General features: G+C 64.5%; 23 protein-coding genes. 13 read left to right on the top strand and 10 right to left on the bottom strand.

Annotated elements, in window-relative coordinates; translation table 11 throughout:
- The first annotated feature begins 9 nt into the window (after positions 1-9).
- The 9 genes from N0K08_RS17105 (at position 10) to N0K08_RS17065 (ending at position 6,770) form a co-directional block, all read left to right on the top strand.
- Positions 10-426 carry a hypothetical protein gene (locus N0K08_RS17105; protein WP_261501611.1) on the top strand — a complete coding sequence of 139 codons (417 nt, stop codon included), beginning with the start codon at positions 10-12 and terminating at the stop codon, positions 424-426.
- A 100-nt stretch (positions 427-526) separates the two neighbouring features.
- On the top strand, positions 527-826 hold the full coding sequence (locus N0K08_RS17100) for a hypothetical protein (protein WP_261501610.1): 300 nt from the start codon (positions 527-529) through the stop codon (positions 824-826).
- Complete coding sequence (locus N0K08_RS17095; RefSeq protein WP_261501609.1) at positions 823-2,256, top strand: TolC family protein; 1,434 nt, start codon at positions 823-825, stop codon at positions 2,254-2,256. Before N0K08_RS17100 ends, N0K08_RS17095 begins: the two co-directional genes overlap by 4 nt.
- Positions 2,257-2,258: 2 nt before the next feature.
- Positions 2,259-3,632 carry a multicopper oxidase family protein gene (locus tag N0K08_RS17090; protein WP_261501608.1) on the top strand — a complete coding sequence of 458 codons (1,374 nt, stop codon included), beginning with the start codon at positions 2,259-2,261 and terminating at the stop codon, positions 3,630-3,632.
- Positions 3,633-3,650: 18 nt separating this feature from the next.
- The gene (locus N0K08_RS17085) at positions 3,651-4,136 is read left to right on the top strand and encodes a cupredoxin domain-containing protein (RefSeq protein WP_261501607.1); all 486 of its coding nucleotides are present in this window, start codon (positions 3,651-3,653) and stop codon (positions 4,134-4,136) included.
- A 27-nt stretch (positions 4,137-4,163) separates the two neighbouring features.
- Positions 4,164-4,652, top strand: a complete 489-nt coding sequence (locus N0K08_RS17080) for a DUF411 domain-containing protein (protein WP_261501606.1) — start codon at positions 4,164-4,166, stop codon at positions 4,650-4,652.
- A gap of 23 nt (positions 4,653-4,675) precedes the next feature.
- Positions 4,676-5,086, top strand: coding sequence for a copper-binding protein (locus tag N0K08_RS17075; protein WP_261501605.1), 411 nt, complete (start codon positions 4,676-4,678; stop codon positions 5,084-5,086).
- A 132-nt stretch (positions 5,087-5,218) separates the two neighbouring features.
- The gene (locus tag N0K08_RS17070; protein WP_261501604.1) at positions 5,219-6,031 is read left to right on the top strand and encodes a class I SAM-dependent methyltransferase; all 813 of its coding nucleotides are present in this window, start codon (positions 5,219-5,221) and stop codon (positions 6,029-6,031) included.
- A gap of 64 nt (positions 6,032-6,095) precedes the next feature.
- Positions 6,096-6,770, top strand: a complete 675-nt coding sequence (locus tag N0K08_RS17065) for a phosphoribosyltransferase (protein ID WP_261501603.1) — start codon at positions 6,096-6,098, stop codon at positions 6,768-6,770.
- Positions 6,771-6,868: 98 nt separating this feature from the next.
- On the opposite strand, the gene N0K08_RS17060 is transcribed toward N0K08_RS17065, so the two are convergent.
- Complete coding sequence (locus N0K08_RS17060; protein WP_261501602.1) at positions 6,869-8,251, bottom strand: aminotransferase-like domain-containing protein; 1,383 nt, start codon at positions 8,249-8,251, stop codon at positions 6,869-6,871.
- Positions 8,252-8,414: 163 nt separating this feature from the next.
- Here N0K08_RS17060 and N0K08_RS17055 point away from each other — a divergent pair, with 163 nt between their 5' ends.
- The gene (locus N0K08_RS17055; RefSeq protein WP_261501601.1) at positions 8,415-8,648 is read left to right on the top strand and encodes a hypothetical protein; all 234 of its coding nucleotides are present in this window, start codon (positions 8,415-8,417) and stop codon (positions 8,646-8,648) included.
- Positions 8,649-8,657: 9 nt separating this feature from the next.
- Here the strand turns inward: N0K08_RS17055 and N0K08_RS17050 are convergent, their stop codons facing one another.
- Genes N0K08_RS17050 through N0K08_RS17040 form a run of 3 tightly spaced genes read right to left on the bottom strand, consistent with a single transcriptional unit; the run spans position 8,658 to position 12,446 of the window.
- Positions 8,658-9,704, bottom strand: a complete 1,047-nt coding sequence (locus N0K08_RS17050; protein WP_261501600.1) for an XdhC family protein — start codon at positions 9,702-9,704, stop codon at positions 8,658-8,660.
- A 5-nt stretch (positions 9,705-9,709) separates the two neighbouring features.
- Entirely contained in the window at positions 9,710-11,959 is a 2,250-nt protein-coding gene (locus N0K08_RS17045) for a xanthine dehydrogenase family protein molybdopterin-binding subunit (protein WP_261501599.1), read from the bottom strand.
- 13 nt (positions 11,960-11,972) lie between these two features.
- The gene (locus N0K08_RS17040) at positions 11,973-12,446 is read right to left on the bottom strand and encodes a (2Fe-2S)-binding protein (RefSeq protein ID WP_261501598.1); all 474 of its coding nucleotides are present in this window, start codon (positions 12,444-12,446) and stop codon (positions 11,973-11,975) included.
- A gap of 347 nt (positions 12,447-12,793) precedes the next feature.
- Between N0K08_RS17040 and N0K08_RS17035 the strand changes: the two genes are divergently transcribed.
- A complete protein-coding gene (locus N0K08_RS17035; protein WP_261501597.1) occupies positions 12,794-13,702 on the top strand; it encodes an AraC family transcriptional regulator in 909 nt (302 codons plus the stop codon).
- 256 nt (positions 13,703-13,958) lie between these two features.
- Here N0K08_RS17035 and N0K08_RS17030 read toward each other — a convergent pair whose 3' ends face one another.
- Complete coding sequence (locus N0K08_RS17030; protein ID WP_261501596.1) at positions 13,959-14,744, bottom strand: tetratricopeptide repeat protein; 786 nt, start codon at positions 14,742-14,744, stop codon at positions 13,959-13,961.
- Positions 14,745-15,253: 509 nt separating this feature from the next.
- Positions 15,254-16,129, bottom strand: coding sequence for an alpha/beta fold hydrolase (locus N0K08_RS17025; RefSeq protein ID WP_261501595.1), 876 nt, complete (start codon positions 16,127-16,129; stop codon positions 15,254-15,256).
- A gap of 888 nt (positions 16,130-17,017) precedes the next feature.
- Between N0K08_RS17025 and N0K08_RS17020 the strand changes: the two genes are divergently transcribed.
- Positions 17,018-17,386 carry a DUF1428 domain-containing protein gene (locus tag N0K08_RS17020; protein WP_261501594.1) on the top strand — a complete coding sequence of 123 codons (369 nt, stop codon included), beginning with the start codon at positions 17,018-17,020 and terminating at the stop codon, positions 17,384-17,386.
- Positions 17,387-17,862: 476 nt separating this feature from the next.
- On the opposite strand, the gene N0K08_RS17015 is transcribed toward N0K08_RS17020, so the two are convergent.
- Positions 17,863-18,303: a hypothetical protein gene (locus N0K08_RS17015; protein ID WP_261501593.1), complete on the bottom strand. Its 441-nt coding sequence runs from the start codon at positions 18,301-18,303 to the stop codon at positions 17,863-17,865.
- Between the two features lie 630 nt (positions 18,304-18,933).
- Here N0K08_RS17015 and N0K08_RS17010 point away from each other — a divergent pair.
- Positions 18,934-19,395 carry a hypothetical protein gene (locus tag N0K08_RS17010; RefSeq protein WP_261501592.1) on the top strand — a complete coding sequence of 154 codons (462 nt, stop codon included), beginning with the start codon at positions 18,934-18,936 and terminating at the stop codon, positions 19,393-19,395.
- Between the two features lie 38 nt (positions 19,396-19,433).
- Here N0K08_RS17010 and N0K08_RS17005 read toward each other — a convergent pair whose 3' ends face one another.
- The 3 genes from N0K08_RS17005 to cobA all read right to left on the bottom strand — a co-directional run bounded on the left by N0K08_RS17005 (position 19,434) and on the right by cobA (position 21,675).
- Complete coding sequence (locus N0K08_RS17005) at positions 19,434-19,871, bottom strand: hypothetical protein (protein WP_261501591.1); 438 nt, start codon at positions 19,869-19,871, stop codon at positions 19,434-19,436.
- Between the two features lie 333 nt (positions 19,872-20,204).
- The gene (locus tag N0K08_RS17000) at positions 20,205-20,687 is read right to left on the bottom strand and encodes a GreA/GreB family elongation factor (protein ID WP_261501590.1); all 483 of its coding nucleotides are present in this window, start codon (positions 20,685-20,687) and stop codon (positions 20,205-20,207) included.
- Between the two features lie 172 nt (positions 20,688-20,859).
- The gene (gene cobA, locus N0K08_RS16995) at positions 20,860-21,675 is read right to left on the bottom strand and encodes a uroporphyrinogen-III C-methyltransferase (RefSeq protein WP_261501589.1); all 816 of its coding nucleotides are present in this window, start codon (positions 21,673-21,675) and stop codon (positions 20,860-20,862) included.
- Position 21,676: the final 1 nt, after the last annotated feature.

Raw genomic sequence — 21,676 nt, 5'->3', positions numbered from 1 at the left:
GCTCGAAGCGTGTCCATCCCCTTCATGCGCCGCCTGTTTTCCCTGTTCATCGTCCTGCTGCTGGTCCTTCGCGGCCTGCTGGGCGATGCCATGGCCATGGGCGAAATGGTGGCCGTGCCCAGCCCTTCGTTCGCTGCGGCACTGCATGAGCATGGCGCGGACCAGGGCGAAAGCCACCATGCTTCCCCGGATCAGCATGCCCACGGCAGTTCCCCGGACGCAGGCTGTACAGCCCAGGACAGCAGCGCATGTGAGCATGCCCATGGCCTGTCCTGCGCGGCCTGCGGCATTTGCCACTCGGCGGTCTCCCCGCCTGCTTCGCTGGCCCGCACCGCCGAGGCCGCTGCCGGCATTCGGCCCGCGGGTCTGAGCCCCCGCTTTGTCAGCGCCTTGCCGCTGCAAGCCGTCAAACCACCCATTTCCTGAGACCTGACACCCGAAGTGCGTCCGCGCTGGACGTTCTTCGCTGTGCGCAGACGCGTTGACCGCGTCTGACGCTGCGTTTGTCATGTCGAAGGAGAACCGTATGCGCTTGGCGCGACTTTTGCCTGTGTGGGGGCTGGCCGGATGGGCCTGCACCGCCGCCTGGGCCCAGACTTCTGTTTCATCTGCTGCCGATGCGCCGGCCCGCCCCGTGGCCGCCTGGCTGGACCCGGCGGCGCCCAGCCGCCCCTTGCAGCACCTGTCCTTGCCGCGCAGCGGCACCGTCATCGATGCACCGCAGGATTGGCGCGCCGCCCATGCGGCCGTGGCCGAATTTCCGCGCGGCCACGCCGATGTCGTGCGCTGGGAAGCCGCGCAGCCGGCGCACAAAGGCCAGCCATGACGCGCCGCCTCGCTACTTTGGGCAGCCTCGCGGCCGCCGCGCTCCTGGCCGGTTGCGCCAGCGTTGCCCCCGATGGCTTGCGCGGCGCGGTGCAGGCGCATACCCAGGACCGTCTGCCGGCTGGCGCTGCCATGCCGTCGCCCGAGGCCGCGGCCCGGCAGGAGGCACAGGCCCGCATCGCCCAATGGCTGCAGCAGCCCGTGGATGCCGACACGGCCGTGCGCATTGCGCTGCTGAACAATCCCGCCCTGCAAGCCCGCCTGGCCCAGTTGGCCCAGCAGGATGCCGAACGCGCCCAGGCGCTGACCCTGCTCAACCCCACGCTGACGCTGGGGCGTTTCACCAGCCCGCATGAACGCGAAATCGAGCGTCAGTTGAGCCTGAGCGTGGTGCAGCTCATCACCTTGCCCTGGCGTGCGCGCTGGCAAGGCTGGCAGATGGAGAAGGCCACGCTGGACGCGGCGCAGCAGGTGCTGCTGCTGGCCGCCGACACCCGCCGCGCCTGGCTGCGCGCCGTGGCAGCCCAGCAGTTGCTGGCGGCCCATGAGCGCATGCACGCAGCGGCGCAGGCCGGCGGGGAACTGGCTGCGCGCATGGCCAAGGTGGGCAATTTCAGCCGACTGCAGCAGGCGCAGGAGCTGCGTGTGGTGCAGGACACTGCCGCGCAACTGGCCCGGACACGCCTGGCGGCAGCGCTGGAGAGCGAGCAATTGGCGCGCTTGATGGGGCTGTGGGGGCCGCAGGCAGACTTTGCTTTGCCCGCGCAACTGCCTGCGCTGCCCAAGGCGGCCGAGCTGCGCAGCGGCGGCGACGCCGAAGCCACGGCCTTGCGCGAGCGGCTGGACCTGCGCGCCTTGCGCCGCGATCTGGACACGGTGTCCGACCGCAGCGGCTGGGCCGGCGTGGGCGCGGTGTTTGGCGATCTGGGCCTGACCTACAGCCGCAACACGAGCGACGAACGCCCCAGCGGCCACAGCGAAGTCACGCGCGGCTGGGAGCTGGACATCGCCTTGCCGCTCTTCGACTGGGGCGGATCGGCCACGGGCCGCGCGCGCGCCGAGTTGCAGCGCAGTGCGGCCCAACTGCGCGATACGGCCCTGGGCGCACGCAGCCAGGCGCGCACCAGCTGGCTGCGCTACCGCACGGCCTGGGACCTGGCGAGGCAGCAGCAGACGGAAGTCCTGCCGCTGTCGCAGCTGCTGCAGGAAGAAGCCGTGCTGCGCTACAACGGCATGTTCATCAGCACCTGGGATCTGCTGGCGCAGGCCCGCGCCACCACCCAGGCCGTGGCCACGGCCACCGAGATGCAGCGCGACTTCTGGCTGACCGAAGTCGATCTGCAGCTCGCTCTTCACGGCACGTCGCCCGGCACGCTCACGGCGCTGGACACGACGGCCGCCGCTTCCTCCACTTCCGCACCAGGCCATTGACCATGAACCGCCGCAATTTCTTCACCGGCGCCGCCGTGGCCGCTGCTTCCGTCAGCTCCGTGGCCATGGCCGCGCTGCCCGAGCCTGTCTCGCAGGCCTCGGCCGATACCGCGCCGCCGCTGGCGCCGCCCAACGGCCGGCCCTACCACCCGGTGGTCACGCTCAACGGCTGGACCACGCCCTGGCGCATGAACCAGGGCGTCAAGGAGTTCCATCTGGTGGCCGAGCCCGTGGTGCGCGAAGTGGCACCGGGCTTTTTCGTCAACATGTGGGGCTACAACGGCCAGAGCCCGGGGCCGACCATCGAAGTGGTGGAAGGCGACAGGGTGCGCATCTTCGTCACCAACCGCCTGCCCGAGAACACCACCATCCATTGGCATGGCCAGCGCCTGCCCAACGGCATGGACGGCGTGGGCGGCCTGAACCAGCCGCATATCCCGCCGGGCAAGACCTATGTCTACGAGTTCGAGGCGCACCGCCCGGGCACTTTCATGTACCACCCGCATTCCGACGAAATGGTGCAGATGGCCATGGGCATGATGGGACTGTGGATCACCCACCCCAAGGGCCGGCATCCGCTGATCGCCGAAGTGCAGCGCGACTATGCGTTCCTGCTCTCGGCCTACGACGTGGAGCCCGGCGCCATGACGCCGCGCGTCAACGAGATGACGGATTTCAATATCTGGACGTTCAACAGCCGGGCCTTCCCCGCGATCACGCCGCTGGTGGCGCGGCAGAACGACAGGGTGCGCATACGCGTGGGCAATCTGACCATGACCAACCACCCCATCCATTTGCACGGCCATGAGTTCGAAGTCACCGGCACCGACGGCGGCCCCGTGCCGAAGTCGGCCCGCTGGCCCGAAGTGACCACCGACGTGGCCGTGGGCCAGATGCGGCAGGTGGAGTTCACCGCCGACGCACTGGGCGACTGGGCATTCCATTGCCACAAGAGCCACCACACCATGGGCGCCATGGGGCACGACGTGCCGACCATGATTGGCGTCGACCACCGCGGACTGGTGGGCAAGATCCAGAAGATCGTGCCCGACTACATGCTGATGGGCGAGCGCGGCATGGGCGACATGGGGACCATGCAAATGCCCTTGCCGGACAACACTTTCCCCATGATGAGCGGCACCGGCCCGTTCGGCCCCATAGAGATGGGCGGCATGTTCACCACGCTCAAGGTGCGTCAAGGCCTGGGCGCGAACGACTATGCGGACCCAGGCTGGTTCGCCCAGCCCAAAGGCACGGTGGCCTACGAATGGAAGGGCGCGCCGTTGGCATCGACGGCTCCGCGCCAGACCGCACCCGGGCAGGCACCGGGCGCCGCGAGCGCGCGCAAGCCGGGTACCGACCACGAATACCATTGATACTGCCAGGAGAACGCTATGAAAACCATGCACTGGATTGTTGCCGCTGTGCTGTCGCTGGGTGCCAGCGCCGTTTTTGCCCATGGGAGCGCGCCGCATGCAGCAGCCGCTGCCGTGGCCAAGGAACAAAAAGACTGGGGCATCGCCGGCGATGCCGGGCCGGCCGTGCGCACCATCACTTTGCGCATGACGGACGACATGCGTTTTGCGCCCGCCCATTTCACGGCAAAACAAGGCGAGACCGTGCGCCTGCGCGTGGAAAACAAGGGCCAGATCCTGCACGAAGTGGTGCTGGGCACCAAGGACACGCTGGCGGCGCACGCGCAGATGATGCTGAAATTCCCCGGCATGGAGCACGAAGAGCCCTATATGGCGCATGTGCCGCCGGGCCAGAGCGCCGATCTGCTGTGGAACTTCAACCGCACCGGGAATTTTGACTTTGCCTGCCTGATTGCCGGCCACTTCCAGGCGGGAATGACGGGCACGTTCACCGTCACGCCTTGAGCATTTACTTTGAAGAAGGAGAAAACCATGACCCCACAACCCAACCGCCGCCACTCCCTGGGACTGCTGGCCGCGCTGGCTGCCAGCGCCTGCCTGCCCGCGCTGGCAGCGCCCGCCAAGACACCCCTGGAAGTCTGGAAAGACCCGAACTGCGGCTGCTGCCAGGACTGGGTGGTGTTGATGGAGAAAGCCGGCTTTGCCGTCACTGTGCACGACACCGGCAACAACGCCGTGCGCGCCAAGCTGGGCTTGCCCCAGCGCCTGGGCTCCTGCCACACGGCGCTGGTGGGCGGCTACCTGCTCGAAGGCCATGTGCCGCCGGCCGACGTGCGAAAGCTGCTCAAGAACAAGCCCAAGGCCCTGGGCATCGTCGTGCCCGGCATGCCCGTGGGCAGCCCCGGCATGGACGGCCCCGAGTACGGCGGCCGCAAGGACCCGTATGACGTGCTGCTGGTCACCAAGAACTTGATGGGCGGCGACGTGAGCACCACGGTGTTCACCAGCTACCGTTCGTGAACTCCCCGCGAAGGACACATTCCATGTCGATATCCACTACCTCTGCCGCACGGGTCCAGCGCTCGCGCCACGCTGCATGGCAACTGGGCGCCTTGGCGGCTCTGGGCCTGGCCCTGATCTGGAGCCAGGCCCAGGCCACCACCCACGACCCTTCCGGCCACGCAGGCCATGGCGCGGCGCCGACGGCCCAGGCGGGCGCCAGCGCACCGTTCAGCGAAGGTGAAATCACCCGCCGCGATGCGCGCACCGGCAAATTCACCATTCGCCACGGCGAGATCGCCAACCTCGACATGCCGCCCATGACCATGGTCTTTGCCTTGCAGGACTCGGCCCAGGGGAGTGCCTTGCAGGCGGGGGACAAGGTGCGGTTTCAGGTCGAGAAAGTGAATGGCGCGCTGCTGATCACGCATATCGAAGCGGCACCGGCCCACTGACGATACCGACCGCAGGGCGACATTGACGCGCAGGGCATGTGCGGCGCACCATAGCGTACGGTCGCCCATGCCCTGTCCGCTGGAATGAGTCGGTGGGCCCAGGGCAGCGTTCAGGACTTTCCAGGAGGTCTTATGGCTGAAAGCGATAAAGTGTTCGCGGGCGCTATTCCCGAGCGCTATGACACCTTGATGGTCCCCCTGATCTTTGCGGCCTATGCCGCCGATCTGGCGGAGCTGGTTGCGGCTTCCTCGCCCGGCGCGGTGCTGGAAACCGCGGCCGGCAGCGGCGCCGTCACGCGGGCGCTGGCGCCCAAACTCGGTGCCCACGCGCGCTACGTCGTGACCGACCTCAACCAGCCCATGCTCGACTATGCGGCCGCTCGCCAGGGGCCCGACCGCCGCATAGAGTGGCAGCAGGCGGATGCGCTGGACCTGCCATTCGAAGATGCCTCATTTGACGTCGTCTGCTGCCAGTTCGGCGCCATGTTCTTCCCCGACCGTGTTGCCGGTTATGTGGAGGCGCGCCGCGTGCTCAGGCCCGGCGGGCATTTCGTCTTCAATGTCTGGGACCGCATCGAAGAGAACGCTTTCGCCGACGAGGTCACCCAGGCCGTCGCCGCGCTGTTCCCGCAAGACCCCCCGCGCTTCCTGGCCCGCACGCCGCACGGCTACCACGACACCGCCTTGATCCGCGAGGAATTGCTCCTCGCAGGCTTCACCCACATCGCCATAGAGACGCGCGCGGAAGTCAGTCGCGCCCCCTCGGCCCGCGCTGCCGCCATCGCCTATTGCCAGGGCACGCCGCTGCGCAACGAAATCGAGGCGCGGGATGCGAGCTTGCTGGAGCGCGCTACGGACCTGGCGGCGCAAGCCATTGCGCGCCGCCATGGGGACGGGCCGGTGGCGGGGAAGATCCAGGCGCACGTGGTGGTGGCGGTGGGGTAGGGTGCTTGCCTGTAGCGCGAAATCAGGCGCATAGTCAGCTTGTGGACGCTGAGGAGCCGAAGACATGAAGTCGGATATCCCGTTTCGTGACCGGGTGGCGGCGGGCCGGGCTCTGGCCGCGGCGTTGGCGGCATGGCGCGAGCAAGCCGATGTGCTTGTGCTGGCCTTGCCACGGGGCGGCGTGCCCGTCGCCTATGAAGTTGCCTGCGCACTGGCTCTGCGGCTGGATTTGATGCTGGTGCGCAAGCTAGGCACGCCCGACCATAAGGAACTGGCGATGGGCGCCATTGCCAGCGGCGGCGTGCAGGTGTTGAACGATGATGTCATCCGTCAACTGGACATACGCCCAGCGGCCATCGACGCAGTCGTGCGAGAGGAAGCTCTGGAGCTGCGGCGCCGTGATCTGGCCTATCGGGGCGCACGTCCCGCGCCAGCCGTGGCCGGGCAACGGGTGATACTGGTCGATGACGGATTGGCGACGGGTGCCACCATGCGTGCGGCGATCGCGGCGGTACGCCAGCAGGCGCCGGCCTGCATCGTAGTCGCCGTACCGGTCGCGCCCGCGCAGAGGCTGGCGATGCTGCGCCCATTGGTCGATCAACTGATCTGTCCGTTCACCCCAGTCCCCTTCCTTTCCATTGGCCAGTGGTATCTCGATTTCGCCCAGACCACGGATGAGGAGGTAAAGACCTTGCTGAGCCAGGCTTGGCGTAGGGAACTGCGTGACGCTGCGCCATAGCCCAGCGCTCAGCCGCTGGAGTGAGCCGGGTGACAACCGCCCCAAGGCAGGTCGTGTCCCGCACGGCCCACGCAGCTTTCTTCCAGTTTCCTGGACAGTCAAACCACGGCAGCGCTGAACGACTCGGGCCGCCGCGCAAGCAGGTGGGACAGCCGTTGAAGACCCGCCTTCAAGCGCCCACGGTCCTTGATGCTGCCCAAGGAGATCCGAATGGCATTCACGGATCCGCTGCCAGTGGCGAATGCCTCCGCCGGCGTGACTGCGATGCCCTCGCTTTCGGCGGCACGCGCGAGCTGCGAGGAGTTCCAATACCCCGGCAGCTCGAGCCATACATGCAGGCCGTCACCAGCGCCGCTGTAGCGCCCCGCCAGAACATCCCTGGCCATGCGGTGGCGCAGACGCGCCTCCTTGCGTACGCCTTGCATCAATGTTTCAGCCGAGCCGTCGAAGATCCACTGCGTGGCCAGTGCGGCCGTCAGAGGAGCGACCATCAGCGCAAAGGATCTCAGCGCGACCAGGAAACGTTCGCGTTCGTGCGCGTCGCGTATGAGCACGAAGGCGACACGCAAGCCGGGCGTCAGGCATTTCGACAGGGTGGAGATGTAGTACACCTGTTCCGGTGCCAACGTGGCAATGGGTGGTGGCGGGGCATCGGCAAGAAGCCAGTAGGGATCGTCCTCGACGATGCGTACATTGCAGCGCTTGGCGATGCTGGCGATCTCCTTGCGCCGGCGCTCCGCCATGGTGATGGCGGTCGGGTTCTGCAATGTCGGATTGAGGTAGACCAGCCCAGGCTTGTGCTCGCGGCAGGCTTGGCTTAGCGCCTCGGGCAGCATCCCGTGCTTGTCCGCTGCCACCGCAATGATGCGCCGGCCGAATTGGGCCGCCGCGGTACGCAAGCCGGGATAGCTTGCGGGCTCTGCCAGGATCACATCGCCGGGCTCCGTCAGCGCAAGAATCAAGGCGGCGATCGCCGCTTGCGCCCCCGGACAGACCAGCACCTGCGCTGAATCCAGGGAGCCAAACATCGGCTCCAGCCATTTGGCTCCCGCCTTGCGGTCAGAGTCGCTTCCCCCTCCCAGGTGGTAAGTCATCAGCAACGCGCTATCTGCCCGCATCAATACTTGAGACAATCCCTGCTTCAACATGTCGTCGAAGTCCACGCCATCCGGCGGTGGCGGGGTGTTCATGCTCAGATCGAGGACAGAGGTCAATTCGACTTTCGGCGCCGCGACATAAGTGCCTCGAGCGCCGCGTCCCTCCAGCAGGTGGCGGCGTCTGGCTTCGTCGTATGCGCGCGTGATCGTCGTCAGGTCGACGTTCAGCTGGGCGGCCAGCTGGCGCTGCGGAGGCAGGCGGTCACCGGGGGTCAAGGATCCGTCCGCCAACGCTGCCTGCAAGGCATCCGCAATCTGCAAAAAACGGGGACCGCCCTGCGCGGCCAATCGCGGCAACCAGATTGGCAATCTGTCATCTTGCATGGTTTTCAACGCCGACGTTTGGTCTCAATGTATGGAAATTGCTTTTAAGTAGTATGTGCCAGAACGTGCAGCAAAATCATCCTTGTATGGCAGTGGCTGACGTTTTCGCCTCTCCCATCGGGGAGGTCGTGCAGTGTCAAGTCATAGGTTGGAAATTCTCAAAATGATCGATTGGATCCCCGTAGCCTTCGTTATCTTCAAGGTTGTCACGCTCAGCATCTGCATGTTCTTCGCCGTCAAATGGCATTACGACCAAGGCAAGAAGGGGAAGGACACGCGCGCGGTGCTGATCGCGGGCGGCAAGGTGGCTGGCATCTTCATGCTGACGCTCCTGGTCCTGGGATTCGCCACCTTCGCCATTGCCAGGATGATAGGTTTGGACTTGAACCTCCCATGATGGCAAAGCTTAGACCACGCAGCCACTCGCGGCGATAGTTTCGACCTCCGGAACTTCGTGGCAAGACTTGCCGTCCGCGACCTTCACCGAGGTGCTCAACGGGATGCCGTTCTTGACGGCCACCACTTCCGCCATGATGGAGAGCGCGATTTCCGCGGGCGTCTTGCTGCCTATGTACAGGCCTGCCGGGCCATGCAGGGCCTGCAATGCGGTGTCGGAGAGACCGAAGTGCTCTCGCAGCCGCTGGCGGCGCATCTCGGTGTTGCGGCGCGAGCCTATGGCGCCGACATAGAACGCGTCGGATTGCAATGCGTCTATGAGTGCCAGGTCATCGAGTTTCGGGTCGTGCGTCAGGGCGACGACGGCGGTGCGCGCATCCGGTTGCAGTCGCAGGATCATGTCATCGGGCATCTCCTGGCTCACCACCACGCCGGCCAGGCTCCAACTGGCGCGATGCTCCTCGCGTGGATCGCAGACTATCACTTCAAAGCCCAGGCCCAGCGCCATCTGGCACAGGTAGCGCGAGAGATCGCCGGCGCCAATGACGATGAGGCGGGCCTGCGGGCCCAGGTAGGTGGTGAGGTGGCTGTCGTCCAGTTGGGGCAGGCCGTCGCGCCGGCCTGGGTGCAGAGCCACCTGGCCGGTGTGCAGGTTCAGCACCCGCTCGGTGCTGCGCCGCAGCTGACAGGCCAGCAGCAGCTCATCCAAGCGGCTGTGCGCGGCCAGAGGCTCCAGCACCAGCTCCACCGTGCCGCCGCAAGGTAGGCCGAAGCGGTGCGCCTCATCGGCGGAGATGCCGTAGCGCAGCACGCTGGGCGTGAGCGTGGCGCAGGCGGCCTCCATACCGCCTTGCCGGATGCGGTGGATCAGGTCGTCCTCGATGCAGCCGCCCGATACCGAGCCGACCGTCTCGCCACGTCCGTTGATGGCCATGAGCGAGCCGGGCGGCCGGGGAGATGAGCCCCAGGTGCGAGCGACAGTGACCAGCACCACGGATTGGCCGGCCGCCTGCCAGCGTTGCGCGCTGCGCAGGACCAGCGTGTCGAGGTCTTCCATGGCGCTCAAGCCAGGTTGAAGGGCAACTGGCGCAGCCGCTTGCCGGTGAGCTGCGCGATGGCATTGGCAAACGCGGGCGCCAGCGGCGGCAGGCCGGGCTCGCCCATGCCGGTGGGGGCGTCGGCGCTGCGCACGATGTGCACGTCGAATTCCGGCGCGTCGGTGATGCGGGGCACGGCGAAGTCGCCGAAGTTGCTCTGCTGCACCTCGCCGTCCTTCAAGGTGATGGCGCCGCCCGGCAGGCACATCGACAAGCCCATGATGGCCGCGCCCTGTACCTGGGCCTCGACGCTGCGCGGGTTGACGGCCAGGTTGCAGTGCACGCCACCCGTGACCCGGTGCAGCACCGGCTGGCCATCCTTGACGGAAGCTTCCACGACATAGGCCACCACGGTATTGAAGGACTCATGCACCGCCACGCCCCAGGCGCGGCCGCTGGGCAGTTGCCGCTTGCCATAGCCGCTCTTGTCCACCGCCAGTTGGAGCGCGGCGCGGTGGCGTGCGTGCTTGCTGCCGAAGAGCTGCATGCGGTAGGCCACCGGGTCTTGCTGGGTGGTGCGGGCGATCTCGTCGATCAGGGTTTCCATCACGAAGGCGGTGTGGGTGGATCCCACGCTGCGCCACCACAGCACCGGCACGTTGATTTCGGGGTGTTGCACGGTCAGGCGCATCGGCAGAGGGTAGGGGTCGCGCATGCCTTCCGTGGTCGTGCCGTCGATGCCGTCCTTGATCTGGAAGGACTCGAAGATGGAGCCCTTGGTGATCGACTGCCCCACGATGGCGTGGTCCCAGGCCAGCACCTTGCCCTGTGCATCGAAGCCTATGTGCGCGCGGTGCAGGTGCATGGGCCGGTAGTAGCCGCCCTTGATGTCGTCCTCGCGGCTCCACACCAGGCGCACCGGAGCGTTCAGTCCGGCAGTGCGCATGGCCTTGGCGATATGGCAGGCCTCGACGACGAAGTCGCTGTTGGGCGAGAAGCGCCGGCCGAAGCCGCCACCCGCCATCTGTACATGCAGCGCGACCTGTTCGGGCTTGATGCCCAGTACACGCGCCGCCGCGGCGGCATCCAGGCCGGCGCACTGGGAGCCCACCCACAGCTCGGCGCGGTCGCCGGACAGCTGGACGGTGCAGTTCAGCGGCTCCATGGGTGCGTGGGCCAGGTAGGGGAAGACGAATTCCGCCTCCAGCTGCCGGGGGGCCTGGGTCAGCGGCGCCATATCGGCGTCGAATTTGCGCGGGCCCGGCTTGGCGGCCAGTTCGCGGTACTGGACCAGTTGCTTCTCGCTATCCACCTTCTCGACGGTGGAGGTGTCCCATTGCAGCTGGAGCGCGTCGCGGCCCAGCTTGGCAGGCCAGTAGCCCTCGGCCACCACCGCCACGCCTTCGGCGCCACGGTCCAGCGGCACGCGCAGCACGGCCTTCACGCCCTTGATGGCACGCGCCGCGCTGTCGTCCACCGAGGCCAGGCGCGCACCAAACACCGGCGGGTGCGCGACCACGGCCGTGAGCTGGCCGGGGAGCTTCATGTCGATGCCGAAGTCCTGGCGCCCGCTGCTCTTGGCGCGCGCATCCAGGCGGGTGGTGGGCTGGCCGATGAGGCGAAAGTCCTTGGGGTTCTTCAGCGTGACTTTTTCGGGCACTGGCAAGGCCATGGCGGCTTCGGCCAGCTCGCCGTAGCCCAGCTTGCGGCCGCCCGGGCCCAGTACCGTGCCGGCCCGGGTGCGCAGCGTGGCTGCATCGACCTTCCAGCGCGCCGCGGCCGCGGACAGCAGCATGGCCCGGGCGCGCGCGCCCAGCTCGCGGTACTGCGTGAAACTGTTCTTGATCGACTGGGAGCCGCCCGTGATGTGCATGCCGAACAGCGGATCGAAGTAGGCCGCGTCGTTGCTGCCGTTCTGGCTGCGAACCAGGCGCCAGTCGGCGTCGAGCTCCTCGGCCAGAATCATGGGCAGGCCGGTCTGCACGCCTTGGCCGAACTCCAGCCGGTTGATCGTCACCGTGACTTCGCCGTTGGGTGCGATCTGCACGAAGGCCAATGGTTGCTGCGTGGGCTTGAGGGCACCCGTGGGCTTGGCAGCGCCATCGGCCTGTGCCATGGCCAGGTGGGGAAACGCGCCGAGCGCCAGGCCGCCGATGCCGGTCATCTTCAAGAAGCTGCGGCGGGGCAATGGCGCGACGTCTTCTTGTGAAGGTGTCGCCATCAGGCGTTGCAGAATGCGCGGCAACTCGCTGGGGTCCATATGGGTGGGCAGCATGCTGGGTACTCCTTCAGGTCAGGGCTTTGGCGGCATCGGCCACGGCGGCGCGAATGCGAGCGTAGGTACCACAGCGGCAGATGTTGCCCGCCATGGCCGAATCAATCTCGGCAGCGCTGGGCTGCTTGCCGCGCGGCAGCGATTTGAGGAAGGCGGTGGCGCTCATGACCTGGCCGCTCTGGCAGTAGCCGCACTGCGCCACGTCGTGCTTGACCCAGGCGGCGTGTACGGCGGAGCCGACGCGGTCACTGCCATCCGTCGCGGATTCGATCGTGGTGATCTTCTTGCCCTCGGCGGCGGAAATGGGGGTCACGCAGGAACGGATGGCTTCCCCGTCCAGATGCACGGTGCAGGCGCCGCACAATGCCGCCCCGCAACCGAACTTGGTGCCTGTCATGCCCAGGTTGTCACGCAAGGCCCAGAGGATGGGGGTGCCGGGGTCGGCGTCGACCGTGTGTTCACGGCCGTTGATGTTGAGCGTGTTCATGGTGGGTCAGTTCTCCGTGGGGTGGGGGAGTGATGCCTGGCGGCGATTTTCTTCTGAGCGCCAATTTACCCAAATCCGCAATGCGGTGGGCAATACTTTGCAGGAAGCACCAGGGCGTTGTCGTCTGGTGATTCCCGATGCTGGCAGTTGCATTCGAGTGTCTGCTGCTGCCTTGCATTGCACTTGCCATTTCCGATTCTTGTCTTGCCTTTTTCGATGTTTCCTTGCCCGGGGGCCATCCAGGCGCGGCATCGGATATACAGTGCTCCTGCGCGCAGTCGTGGCGCGGCAGAGGGGACCCATTCCCTGAATTCCAGAATAAGTTCAACCCTCCAGGCGAGCTGACCATGTCCATCGAAACCTTGGCCTACGAAATCGGCAGGATTGCCCAAACTGATGGCGATCATCCCACCGGCATTCCGCAGCTCACGCTCCACCAGCGCAGCGCCAGGACGGAGCCCATGCACTGCATTTACGGACTGGGGCTTGGCATCACGGCACAGGGCGGCAAGCAGGTCACGCTTGGCGATCAGGTGATTGCCTACGGGCCTGGTCAGTCCTTGTTGACGACGGTCGATCTGCCCGTGGTCTCGCATGTCACCCAGGGCAACCTGGCCCAGCCCTTTCTGGGCATGATGCTGCGCCTGGATGGCAATGCCCTGGTGCAATTGGCGACGGAGATGGACCTGCCGCCGCTGTCACGGGAGCCGGTGACGCGCGCGATGTCGCTGCGTCCGCTGGAAGCGCCTTTGCTCGATGCGTTGACCCGCCTGGTCCAGCTGCTGAGCGAGCCTCAACTGATTGCCAGCATCGCGCCCCTGATCCAGCGGGAGATCATGGTGAGATTGTTGTCCGGCCCGCATGGGCCTTACCTTCGGCAGTTGGCGGCGGCGGGCTCGCCCAGTCACCAGTTGGCACAGGCCATGGCCTGGCTCAAGCAGAACTTCAGCCGCGAGGTCCTGGTGAACGAACTCGCCTCCCGTGTGCACATGAGCCCTTCGACATTCAGGCAACATTTTCGCAACCTCACAGGCATGAGCCCCGTGCAATATCAAAGGCAATTGCGCTTGCAGGAGGCGCGGCAGCTGATGCTGAACCAGGCCCTGGATGCCAGCACGACCGCCGCGCGCGTGGGATACGAAAGCGCTTCGCAGTTCAGCCGTGACTACAGCCGCCTGTTTGGCGCTCCGCCCCAACGCGATATCCGGAGAATGCAGCGTCTGTCTTTGGTGGAGGTGGCGGCATCTGAGGCCTGAATAGGGGGTCTCTAGATTACTGAGCGCTGAGCCTCGCTGCGCAATGAAGATGCTTGATGGCCCTTCGGTCCTTAGACGGGCTCAGGACTGAGGGTGAATCACGGCAATGAAGCAACCGCCGACGCGCGTGTCTTTGCTGGTGGGGAAGTTCGTGAAACCCTTTTTCAAGGTTCCGAAAACGAAGATGAGTTGTGGCATCGCGCACCTGCGCCTGAGACGCGAAACAGCAGAGATTGTCTTAATGGCCGCGTTGAATTCAGGACTTTGGGCATGAGGGCATTCCCGGTGAGCCAGAACTGCAAATGGCTTTGATGCGTCTTTTGGCCTCTTCTGCCGTCGCGGGTTGTGCTGCTGCTTTGTTCAGCCACTGCAGGCCTTGTGCAGAGTCCGTCGGATATCCCAAGCCGGCAGCATGCATGGTGCCTAAATCCATTTGAGCTTTGGCGTGTCCCTGTTGTGCAGCCTGGGTAAACAGAGTGCCAGCCTGGCGAAAGTCCCGGGGGACGTCGACGCCTTGGGCATAGATGCTTCCCAGGTTGTATTGGGCTGATGCATATCCGTGCGCCGCAGCTTTCTCGTACCAGGAAATGCCTTGCGTAATATTTTTTGGGAAATCCTCTCGACCCGTCGCATAAATGCTTCCGAGATTGAAGGCGGCAACAACGTCACCTGCGGCGGCCACACTCTCCAGCAAGGCAACCGCCTGCGTTGTGTCACGCGCTACACCCCGGCCTTCTTCGTAGAAAGTGGATAAATTGAACTTGGCGGCAGGAATATCTTGTTTTGCGGCTCTTGCATACCATTTTGCGGCCAACGCATCATTTCTCCTGCCCCCACGGCCCTCTGCGTACAGCCCCGCTAGATTGTTTTGCGCCTTCGCATTACCCATTACAGCCGCGACTAGATACCATCGCCGCGCAGAGTCGTAGTTGCCCTCGGCAAAAGCGTTGCGTCCAAAACTGTAGGAGTTGAGCAATCCTAGGCAAAGGAGCACGATCAGTAGTACTGCCAGCAAAAGGTGTCGGGAATTTGGCTTCGTCATGCTCTGTGGCACCTCAGATTCAGAAACCCCTCTCAGGGCCGGTGGTTGTGAACTCAGTCATGGCGGTGACCGCCAGCATCATGTTTACCATTTGTAACTGCATTTGGGTAGATCAGTCACGCGCGCCTCACCCCCGTCCTGCTCCGGATCGCCTGCAGATGAGGTCATCGTCTTCTTCGAGTTACCAAGCGATTGTTTGAAGAGGCTCCGCAGCTCACTGCTTCAGAGAGGTTTTATGACCCAGAACAGCGGCGAAACAGTGCAGGAAGCAGCCCTGCAGGCCCCGGTGACGCGAAAATGCCGGCTTTTGAATAATCGAGGCACATGTGAACCCATTGGACGCACATAGCGAACTGCTCGCGAGCTACCGCAAGGTAGCGCGCGTGATTTCGTGCTGTGCTTGCCAGCCCTTCGACAGGCTCGGGGCGAGCGGTGGGGAGGCCACGCCCAGGGCGCGCGGCAGATGGCGAAGGCACGCGCCGCGTCGCGCCCGATAAGGAAAATGTCGCCTATGCCGCGTGCGCGCGCAGCCAGGCAAGGATATCGGCAGTCACCTCATCGCGGTTGGTTTCATTCAGGATTTCGTGGCGCGCTGCCGGGTACAGCTTGACCGTCACATCGCTGATGCCGGCATCGCGGTAGCGCTTGCCCAGCAGCTGAATCAGCGCGCCACCACCGGCAAGCGGGTCGGCGTCGCCAGAAGCGATCAGGATGGGCAGGTCGCGGCGAATGCCCGCCAGCCGCGCCGGATCGGCCAGCCGGGGCGCGGGCGCGAACAGCGAAGCAATCACTTCCTCCGGCACATCCCAGCCGCACCAGGGATTGGCGACATAGGCGTCCACCTCGGTGTTGTCGCGCGAAAGCCATTCGTATCCCGTGCGGTGTTCAAAGCCCGCGTTGAAGGCTTCCAACCCTTTCGGTGCGTCCGCCGGTGCGTTGGCCATGGCGGCGACAAGCATGTCGAGCGCGGTCGACCCGGAAAGCACCACGCCCGACCATGTCGCTGCGTGATCGATGATCGCCGCCTGCGCTGCAAACGAGCCCATCGAATGCGCGAAAAGAAACAGCGGAAGGCGGCCATGCTGCGCACGCAAAACGGCACCGAACTGGGCCATATCGGCAATCAGGCCGTCAAAACCTGCCGTGCCGAAGTCACCCAGTCGCCCGTCGGCGGTGCGCCCGTGGCCGCGATGGTCGACCGCATGGACCACGAACCCGGCGGCATTGAGCGCCTTCGCAAACCGGTCATAGCGCTCCCCATGCTCGGCGAGCCCGTGCGCGATTTGCACCACGCCAACAGGTGTGCCCGCGACGTCGGCCCAGGTGTAGGTCGCGACCCGGGTGTCGTCCGCGTTGGAGAGAAAGGAGGAGGTTGAGGTGCTCATGATTTGATTCTGGCACGCTGGCGGCGCAGGCTTATCTGGGGTTGATGCCAGGGTGTGCGACTCGGACCCTGCGCTAGGCAGGAGGCGCGTTGCACAAAGCAGGCTCGGAGCCGCTGGAGCAGTTGCGCGTGCGGCCAACGGCGGTCATTGCCAAATCCGGTAGGGCCAAAACCCTTCGTCGTGCGCGATCCGATCCCAAAGCTCGGCAGGGGTGCAGCCGGTGATGCGTCGCGACGCCCTGCACAAATGCGACTGATCTGAAGTTCGAGGGAATTCCGGCTGGCAGCGAGTCGGTTTGGTTCCATCGGCCGACGGCCACGCTCATCGTCACTGACCTTGTTCAATGGATGCAAGGAGAGCTTCCATGGTCGACCAAGACCTATGCTGCTCTGACGGGCGTTCGCCGCGGGTTGGCAGTCCCGCGGACCGTGCGGGCGTTGGTGCGCGATCGCGCAGCAGCTGCGCGGAGTGCCGAGCGCGTGCTGCGCTGGCCATTCTCAAGAGTGGTGGTCGCGCATAACGCAATCATTGACGCCGATGCGCATGCCCAGATGGCCAGCGCCCTGCGAGTGTTTTGACGGTCAGCTTCGGGGCGGAGCGAAGGACTGCTGTGGGCCCGATCCCGTCGCTCACACTTCTCGCTTGAATGTCGGCTTGCCGACCCTACATGCCGTCGTCTTGAATGACCCGCTTTCCGGCACAGGCTCCCGGCCAGGAGCGGGCAGTGCTCGGGTTGCTCCGGCGTGACATGCGGGGTCAAGGCGTCTAAGCTGATGGCGCCGCCACAGGGCGCAGATCCTCCTGTCAGGAAGGCCATGTCGATTGGGCTTGCCGTCGGAGCTGTCCTCAGGCGGGTGCCCGACCGGTCAACCTAACAGGAGTGAAGACATGTCATACATCGATGGTTTCGTGATCGCGGTCCCCACCGCCAACAAGCAGAAGTTCATTGAGCACGCGCGCCAGCTCGACACGATCTTCATCGAGCTGGGCGCAATTCGTGTCATCGAAGCCTGGGGCGACGACGTCCCCGATGGCAAAGTCACCGATTTCCGCCGCGCAGTGCAGGCCAAGGCAGAGGAGACGGTGGTCTTTTCGTGGGTTGAATGGCCGGACAAGGCCACGCGCGACGCCGGCATGAAGAAGATGATGGAAGACCCGCGCATGGATCCGACCGCACCCGGCAACCCACCCATGCCTTTCGACGGCAAACGCATGATCTTCGGCGGCTTCGAACAGGTGGTCGAAGTGAAGGCTTGAGCGGCGGGGGCGATGCCGCCACTGGGCGCCCGCTCCGAGGATCAGCAAGCGCAGGGCGCCTCCCGGATCCTGCATGACTTCACACTCGCGGCCAGGAGCGGTCGTCTGGAAGGCTCGGTGCAATGAGTGCTCCAGGCTGGGTGCCGTCATCCAAGGTCGGCTGCCCATCGACCGCTGCTGCGATTACCAGTCGTTGGACGGATTCGCCGCCGAATGCCTGCTGCGCCTCCGGCACCGGCCCTTCAGAATTGGTCTTGCGTCCGCCGACCAAGGGCTGGGTGCCCTCGGGTGCAATGGCAGATCTCGCGGTTGGTCAATTGGCGGTGCTGACCTGTTGCTGTCGTTCACCTTTGACATGCCGGCGTCGGCTTTGCAGCGATTGCCGTCATTGATACAGCCAAGTCCACCGACCACCTCATGACACTCCTCGGCCGCTCGAGCCTGTGAGCATGATCTCTGCGGGGGGGGGGGCGCGCTCATACCTTGGCGAGGAAGGCCGCCGCATCACCCGCTTCACACTTCCAGTCTGCGAAGACCCCAACCAGATTGCATTCCACGCAGCGGCAAGCGATGTAGTACCAGCGCACGTCATGTGTGCCCTCGTACACGCAGACGCCGGACATCAGCTCGAACGCCTCGTTCTCGCACACGCACTCGTGCGCCTCGGGGGCGGCCTTTTCAACGTAGTCCGCGCTGTCGCCCATCAGGTGTTCCTGCCCGCAGTCGGTGCAGGTGCGGATTGCCACGCCGGCTTCTTCATCTGTCTGCAGCGCAAAAGTCCGGCACCCGCAATCGCATTTGGACGAGGCAAACCGGACGGCCTCATGGCGATTCGCAACGCTGTAGCTGCGCAGCTCGGCTTGGGTGTCGCCGGACGTCGTCCCGTACCAGAACTCGCCCTTCTTCGTCAGTGCCATTGATACTGTTCCATTCTTCAAGGTAGGCTTCCCGGCAGACCTGACGCCAGGCTTGCCCCGATCATCTGGATTTTGCCTGAAGGCACGGTGAATCGTCGTCAAGGGGCCGGGTCGGGGTGGTCGCCGCCAAGGGCTGCAGGAATCCTTGAATGCCGATTCTTGGAGATTGCAGCCAGAGACCATCAAGTTCAGCTGTTGATCGCCGCCGACATTCGATGTTGAAGCTCCTACGTCAGCTCTCAGCCTGAAACGGTCAACCGACTGGTATGTGCAACCTTCAGCTTCTGGCCGAGAACGCCAGTTCACCGCGGCGCCAGGAAGCCAACACCCGGCAAGCGCGCCATGTCTACCAAAGGTCAGTTTCCGTAGGAAACGCCGAAATCACACAATCGGTCAGAACCGGACGGATGCGTTGCAAGCCAAGAGCAGCTAGCCATGTCACGTGGATCTCTCTGGTTAGCAGGCTATAGCGATGCAGCTAACCAACGAGCAAGTGGCATTCGTTGCTGCCAAAACTAAGTTCCATGGCAAAGTCTGACCGTCACTTTTTTGGCCTTTCGTCGCTTTGATAGCCCTGATTGGGTATGCGATCGTAGGGTGGTGATTTACCTAACTCTTTAGCGCTCATTTATGCACCGACTGCGTAGCTTCATTAACTCCAGACCGTTCCTCGCGCCAGTTCTTTCGGTCCTTCTAGGGAAGGCGCTATCGTTCCTTCATGATGCTACGCAACTGGCACTGCTTCCAGTGGGTGAGTGGGCTCGTGTCAACTTTATGGAGCAATCAAACTCCCCCTTGCTGGCGGAGAATGCGGTCAATTTCTCGTTCCATGCCATCTCGTTTGGCGCGGCTTCACTACCAGTCCTGTTGGTGATGCGCGCGCTCCTGGATGTCAGAACTCTGCGCTACCCGGTCATCTCCTTTTTCACTTATTTGGCACTGACTCTATGGTGGTTCCCGCTCGGATTGGTCATCGGGTTCAAACCGGAACTACTGCCGGTCCTGCACCTCATTCCAGTTGGCGTTCTTGCGTCCGCGCTGGTCTTCTTTTCCGGCGCGTATCTGCTCGCGAGAACGCCGACCGCTGATTGAGGTTTGACTTAAACGGACCGCCGTAGGCAGATCCGGCATTACAGCGTGCGCCATAGCGACACTGTGCCGTATGCATGGACCAAGCCAATGAGGCCGCAAATACCCGAAGAGACAAGCCAGAAGGTGTTTGAGTTCTCAGGGAAAATCGGTTTGATGAGCGGAAAAGCGACCGCTCTGCCAAGGTAGACAGTGCTGATTGCAACCAAAGCGACTTTGGTAAGTGGCAGCGGCTCCACAACTCCAGCGGCGGAGAGCGCAAAAGCGGCCCAAGCAAGGAGGACACCAGTGACTGCGAGCGTGACAAGGGTCGGCCTCAGTTGCCCGGCATCGACGGCGCGAGCCATGCGCTCGCCTGCGCCCATGAATCGATAGGCTGGCGCGCCAATGACTATGCACGCCAGATGGGCCATGGCGGCCGCTGCGCTGAGAGACGCTCCAACGATCAACGCTAGTGAGCCGGTACTGAATGCGTACATTGGGGAAGCCCTTGTAGTAGGGTATCCAGCAGAACCTGCGGGATAAACTGGACAACGCAGGAGACCCTGGACACGGGTTTCTTCTGGAATTGGCTTGCAGTTGGAATTTGCGGTCGATGCACCGTGCAAATGTCCAGGCACAAAGATTCCGAGAATCCCGGCACGCTTGTTCTGGCGAGACTGCAGCTTGTGACCAATATAGCTCGTACGCGATATATGCAACTCCCGGTCCATTGATTAGTTGAGCAGAGCGCACAACCGACCGCTTCAGGTCTGTCCAGGAGCGGTCCTCAAGGGGTTGGGACGAGTAATTTCCGATCAGTTCAGCGCGGCTCAATGAACCCGCAGCACCTCAAACTGCAGTCGGATTGGCGCGACCTGTATCGATACCTCATCACCCTCGCACTTGCCCAGCATGGCCCTGCCCAAGGGGGCTTCGCTGCTGATGACCTGAACGAGTTCAGCGCCGCTGAGCAACTTCATGCTGCCCCCATCCGGGCCGAGAAAGATCTGTTGCTGCTTGTCGTCGGAGTCGACCAGGCAGACCAGCGCGCCGAGCTGTATACCTTTGCTGGCGTCGTAGGGGCGCGGGTAGAACTGGCGCCAATGGGCGATCGCCTGACGGATGGCGTCGGCGCGACGCGCTTGGCCGGTGGCCAGGTAGGCGGCTTCGAGACCCAATGTGTCGTATTTGTTTTCGGCGATGTTTTCTTCGTGAGTCGCCGCTTCATGGGCCGCCCGCGCTGCCTGCTCGACTTGCAGAAGGTCCTCGGCAAGCCGTTCCAGCACCTGCTGCTGCAGCAACAATTTATCCATAATGAAAGCCAGGCATGTCGAAAAAGTGGGGGGCTTGATTATGAAGGGCTCCACGCTTGCGCTGGCTACAGGTTCGCTTCAGTCTTGGGTCGCTGCAGGCAAGGGGCCGGTCCCGCAGGTGCAGCAGCCAGCCTGAACCAGTCCGCCGTCCCCGCATCGACAGCCCCGCGGCTCAAGCCGCCCTGGCCTGGTGCCGCGCCGCATCCAGGTCCGCGCTGTCCAGCCACTGCGCAAAGCTCTGCGCGCAGCGCACGACCTGGCCTACGACCAGCACGCTGGGGCTGCCCAGGCCTTCCTGGGCGACGACAGTCACCAGCTCGTCGAGGCGCGCGATCGCATGGCGTTGGTGGGGCAGGGAGGCGTTCTGGATCACGGCCACGGGCGTTGCTGGGGGCAGGCCTTGCAGCAGGCCGTTGGCGATGTCGGCTACGCCTTTCATTCCCATGTAGATCACCAGCGTGAGCCGGGCCGCGTGGGCCGTGGCGGCGAGTTGCTGCCAGTCGGTGGCCTGGGCGCCGGGGCGGGTGTGGCCGGTGATGAAGATGACGCCGTGGGCGTGGTCGCGGTGGGTCAAGGGGGCGCCGAGCTGGGTCATGCCGGCCAGGCCGGCGGTAATGCCGTTGACCACCTCCACTTCAATCCCCGCGGCACGCAGGTGCTCGGCTTCTTCGCCGCCACGGCCGAAGATGAAGGGGTCGCCGCCCTTGAGGCGCACCACTTGCTCGCCTTCGAGCACGTTGGTGACGATGAGCTTCTCGATGAAGGCCTGGGGCGTGCTCTGGCAGCCGCCGCGCTTGCCTACGGCAACGAGGCGCGCGCCTGGCGAGGCCAGGGCGACGATGGCCTCGCTGACCAGATCGTCGACCAGCAGCACAGTGGCGGCCTGAATGGCTTTGAGGGCCTTGAGGGTCAGCAGCTCGGGGTCGCCCGGGCCGGCGCCGACCAAGGTGCAGCGGCCCATGGGGGAGGAGGCGGAAAGTGTGGACATG

Origin of the sequence: Acidovorax bellezanensis, from assembly GCF_025421555.1 — a bacterium.
Classification (GTDB): Bacteria; Pseudomonadota; Gammaproteobacteria; order Burkholderiales; family Burkholderiaceae_C; genus Comamonas; species Comamonas bellezanensis.
Note: the sequence above shows the minus strand (reverse complement) of the source record. Positions and strands in the feature narration are given on the sequence as shown.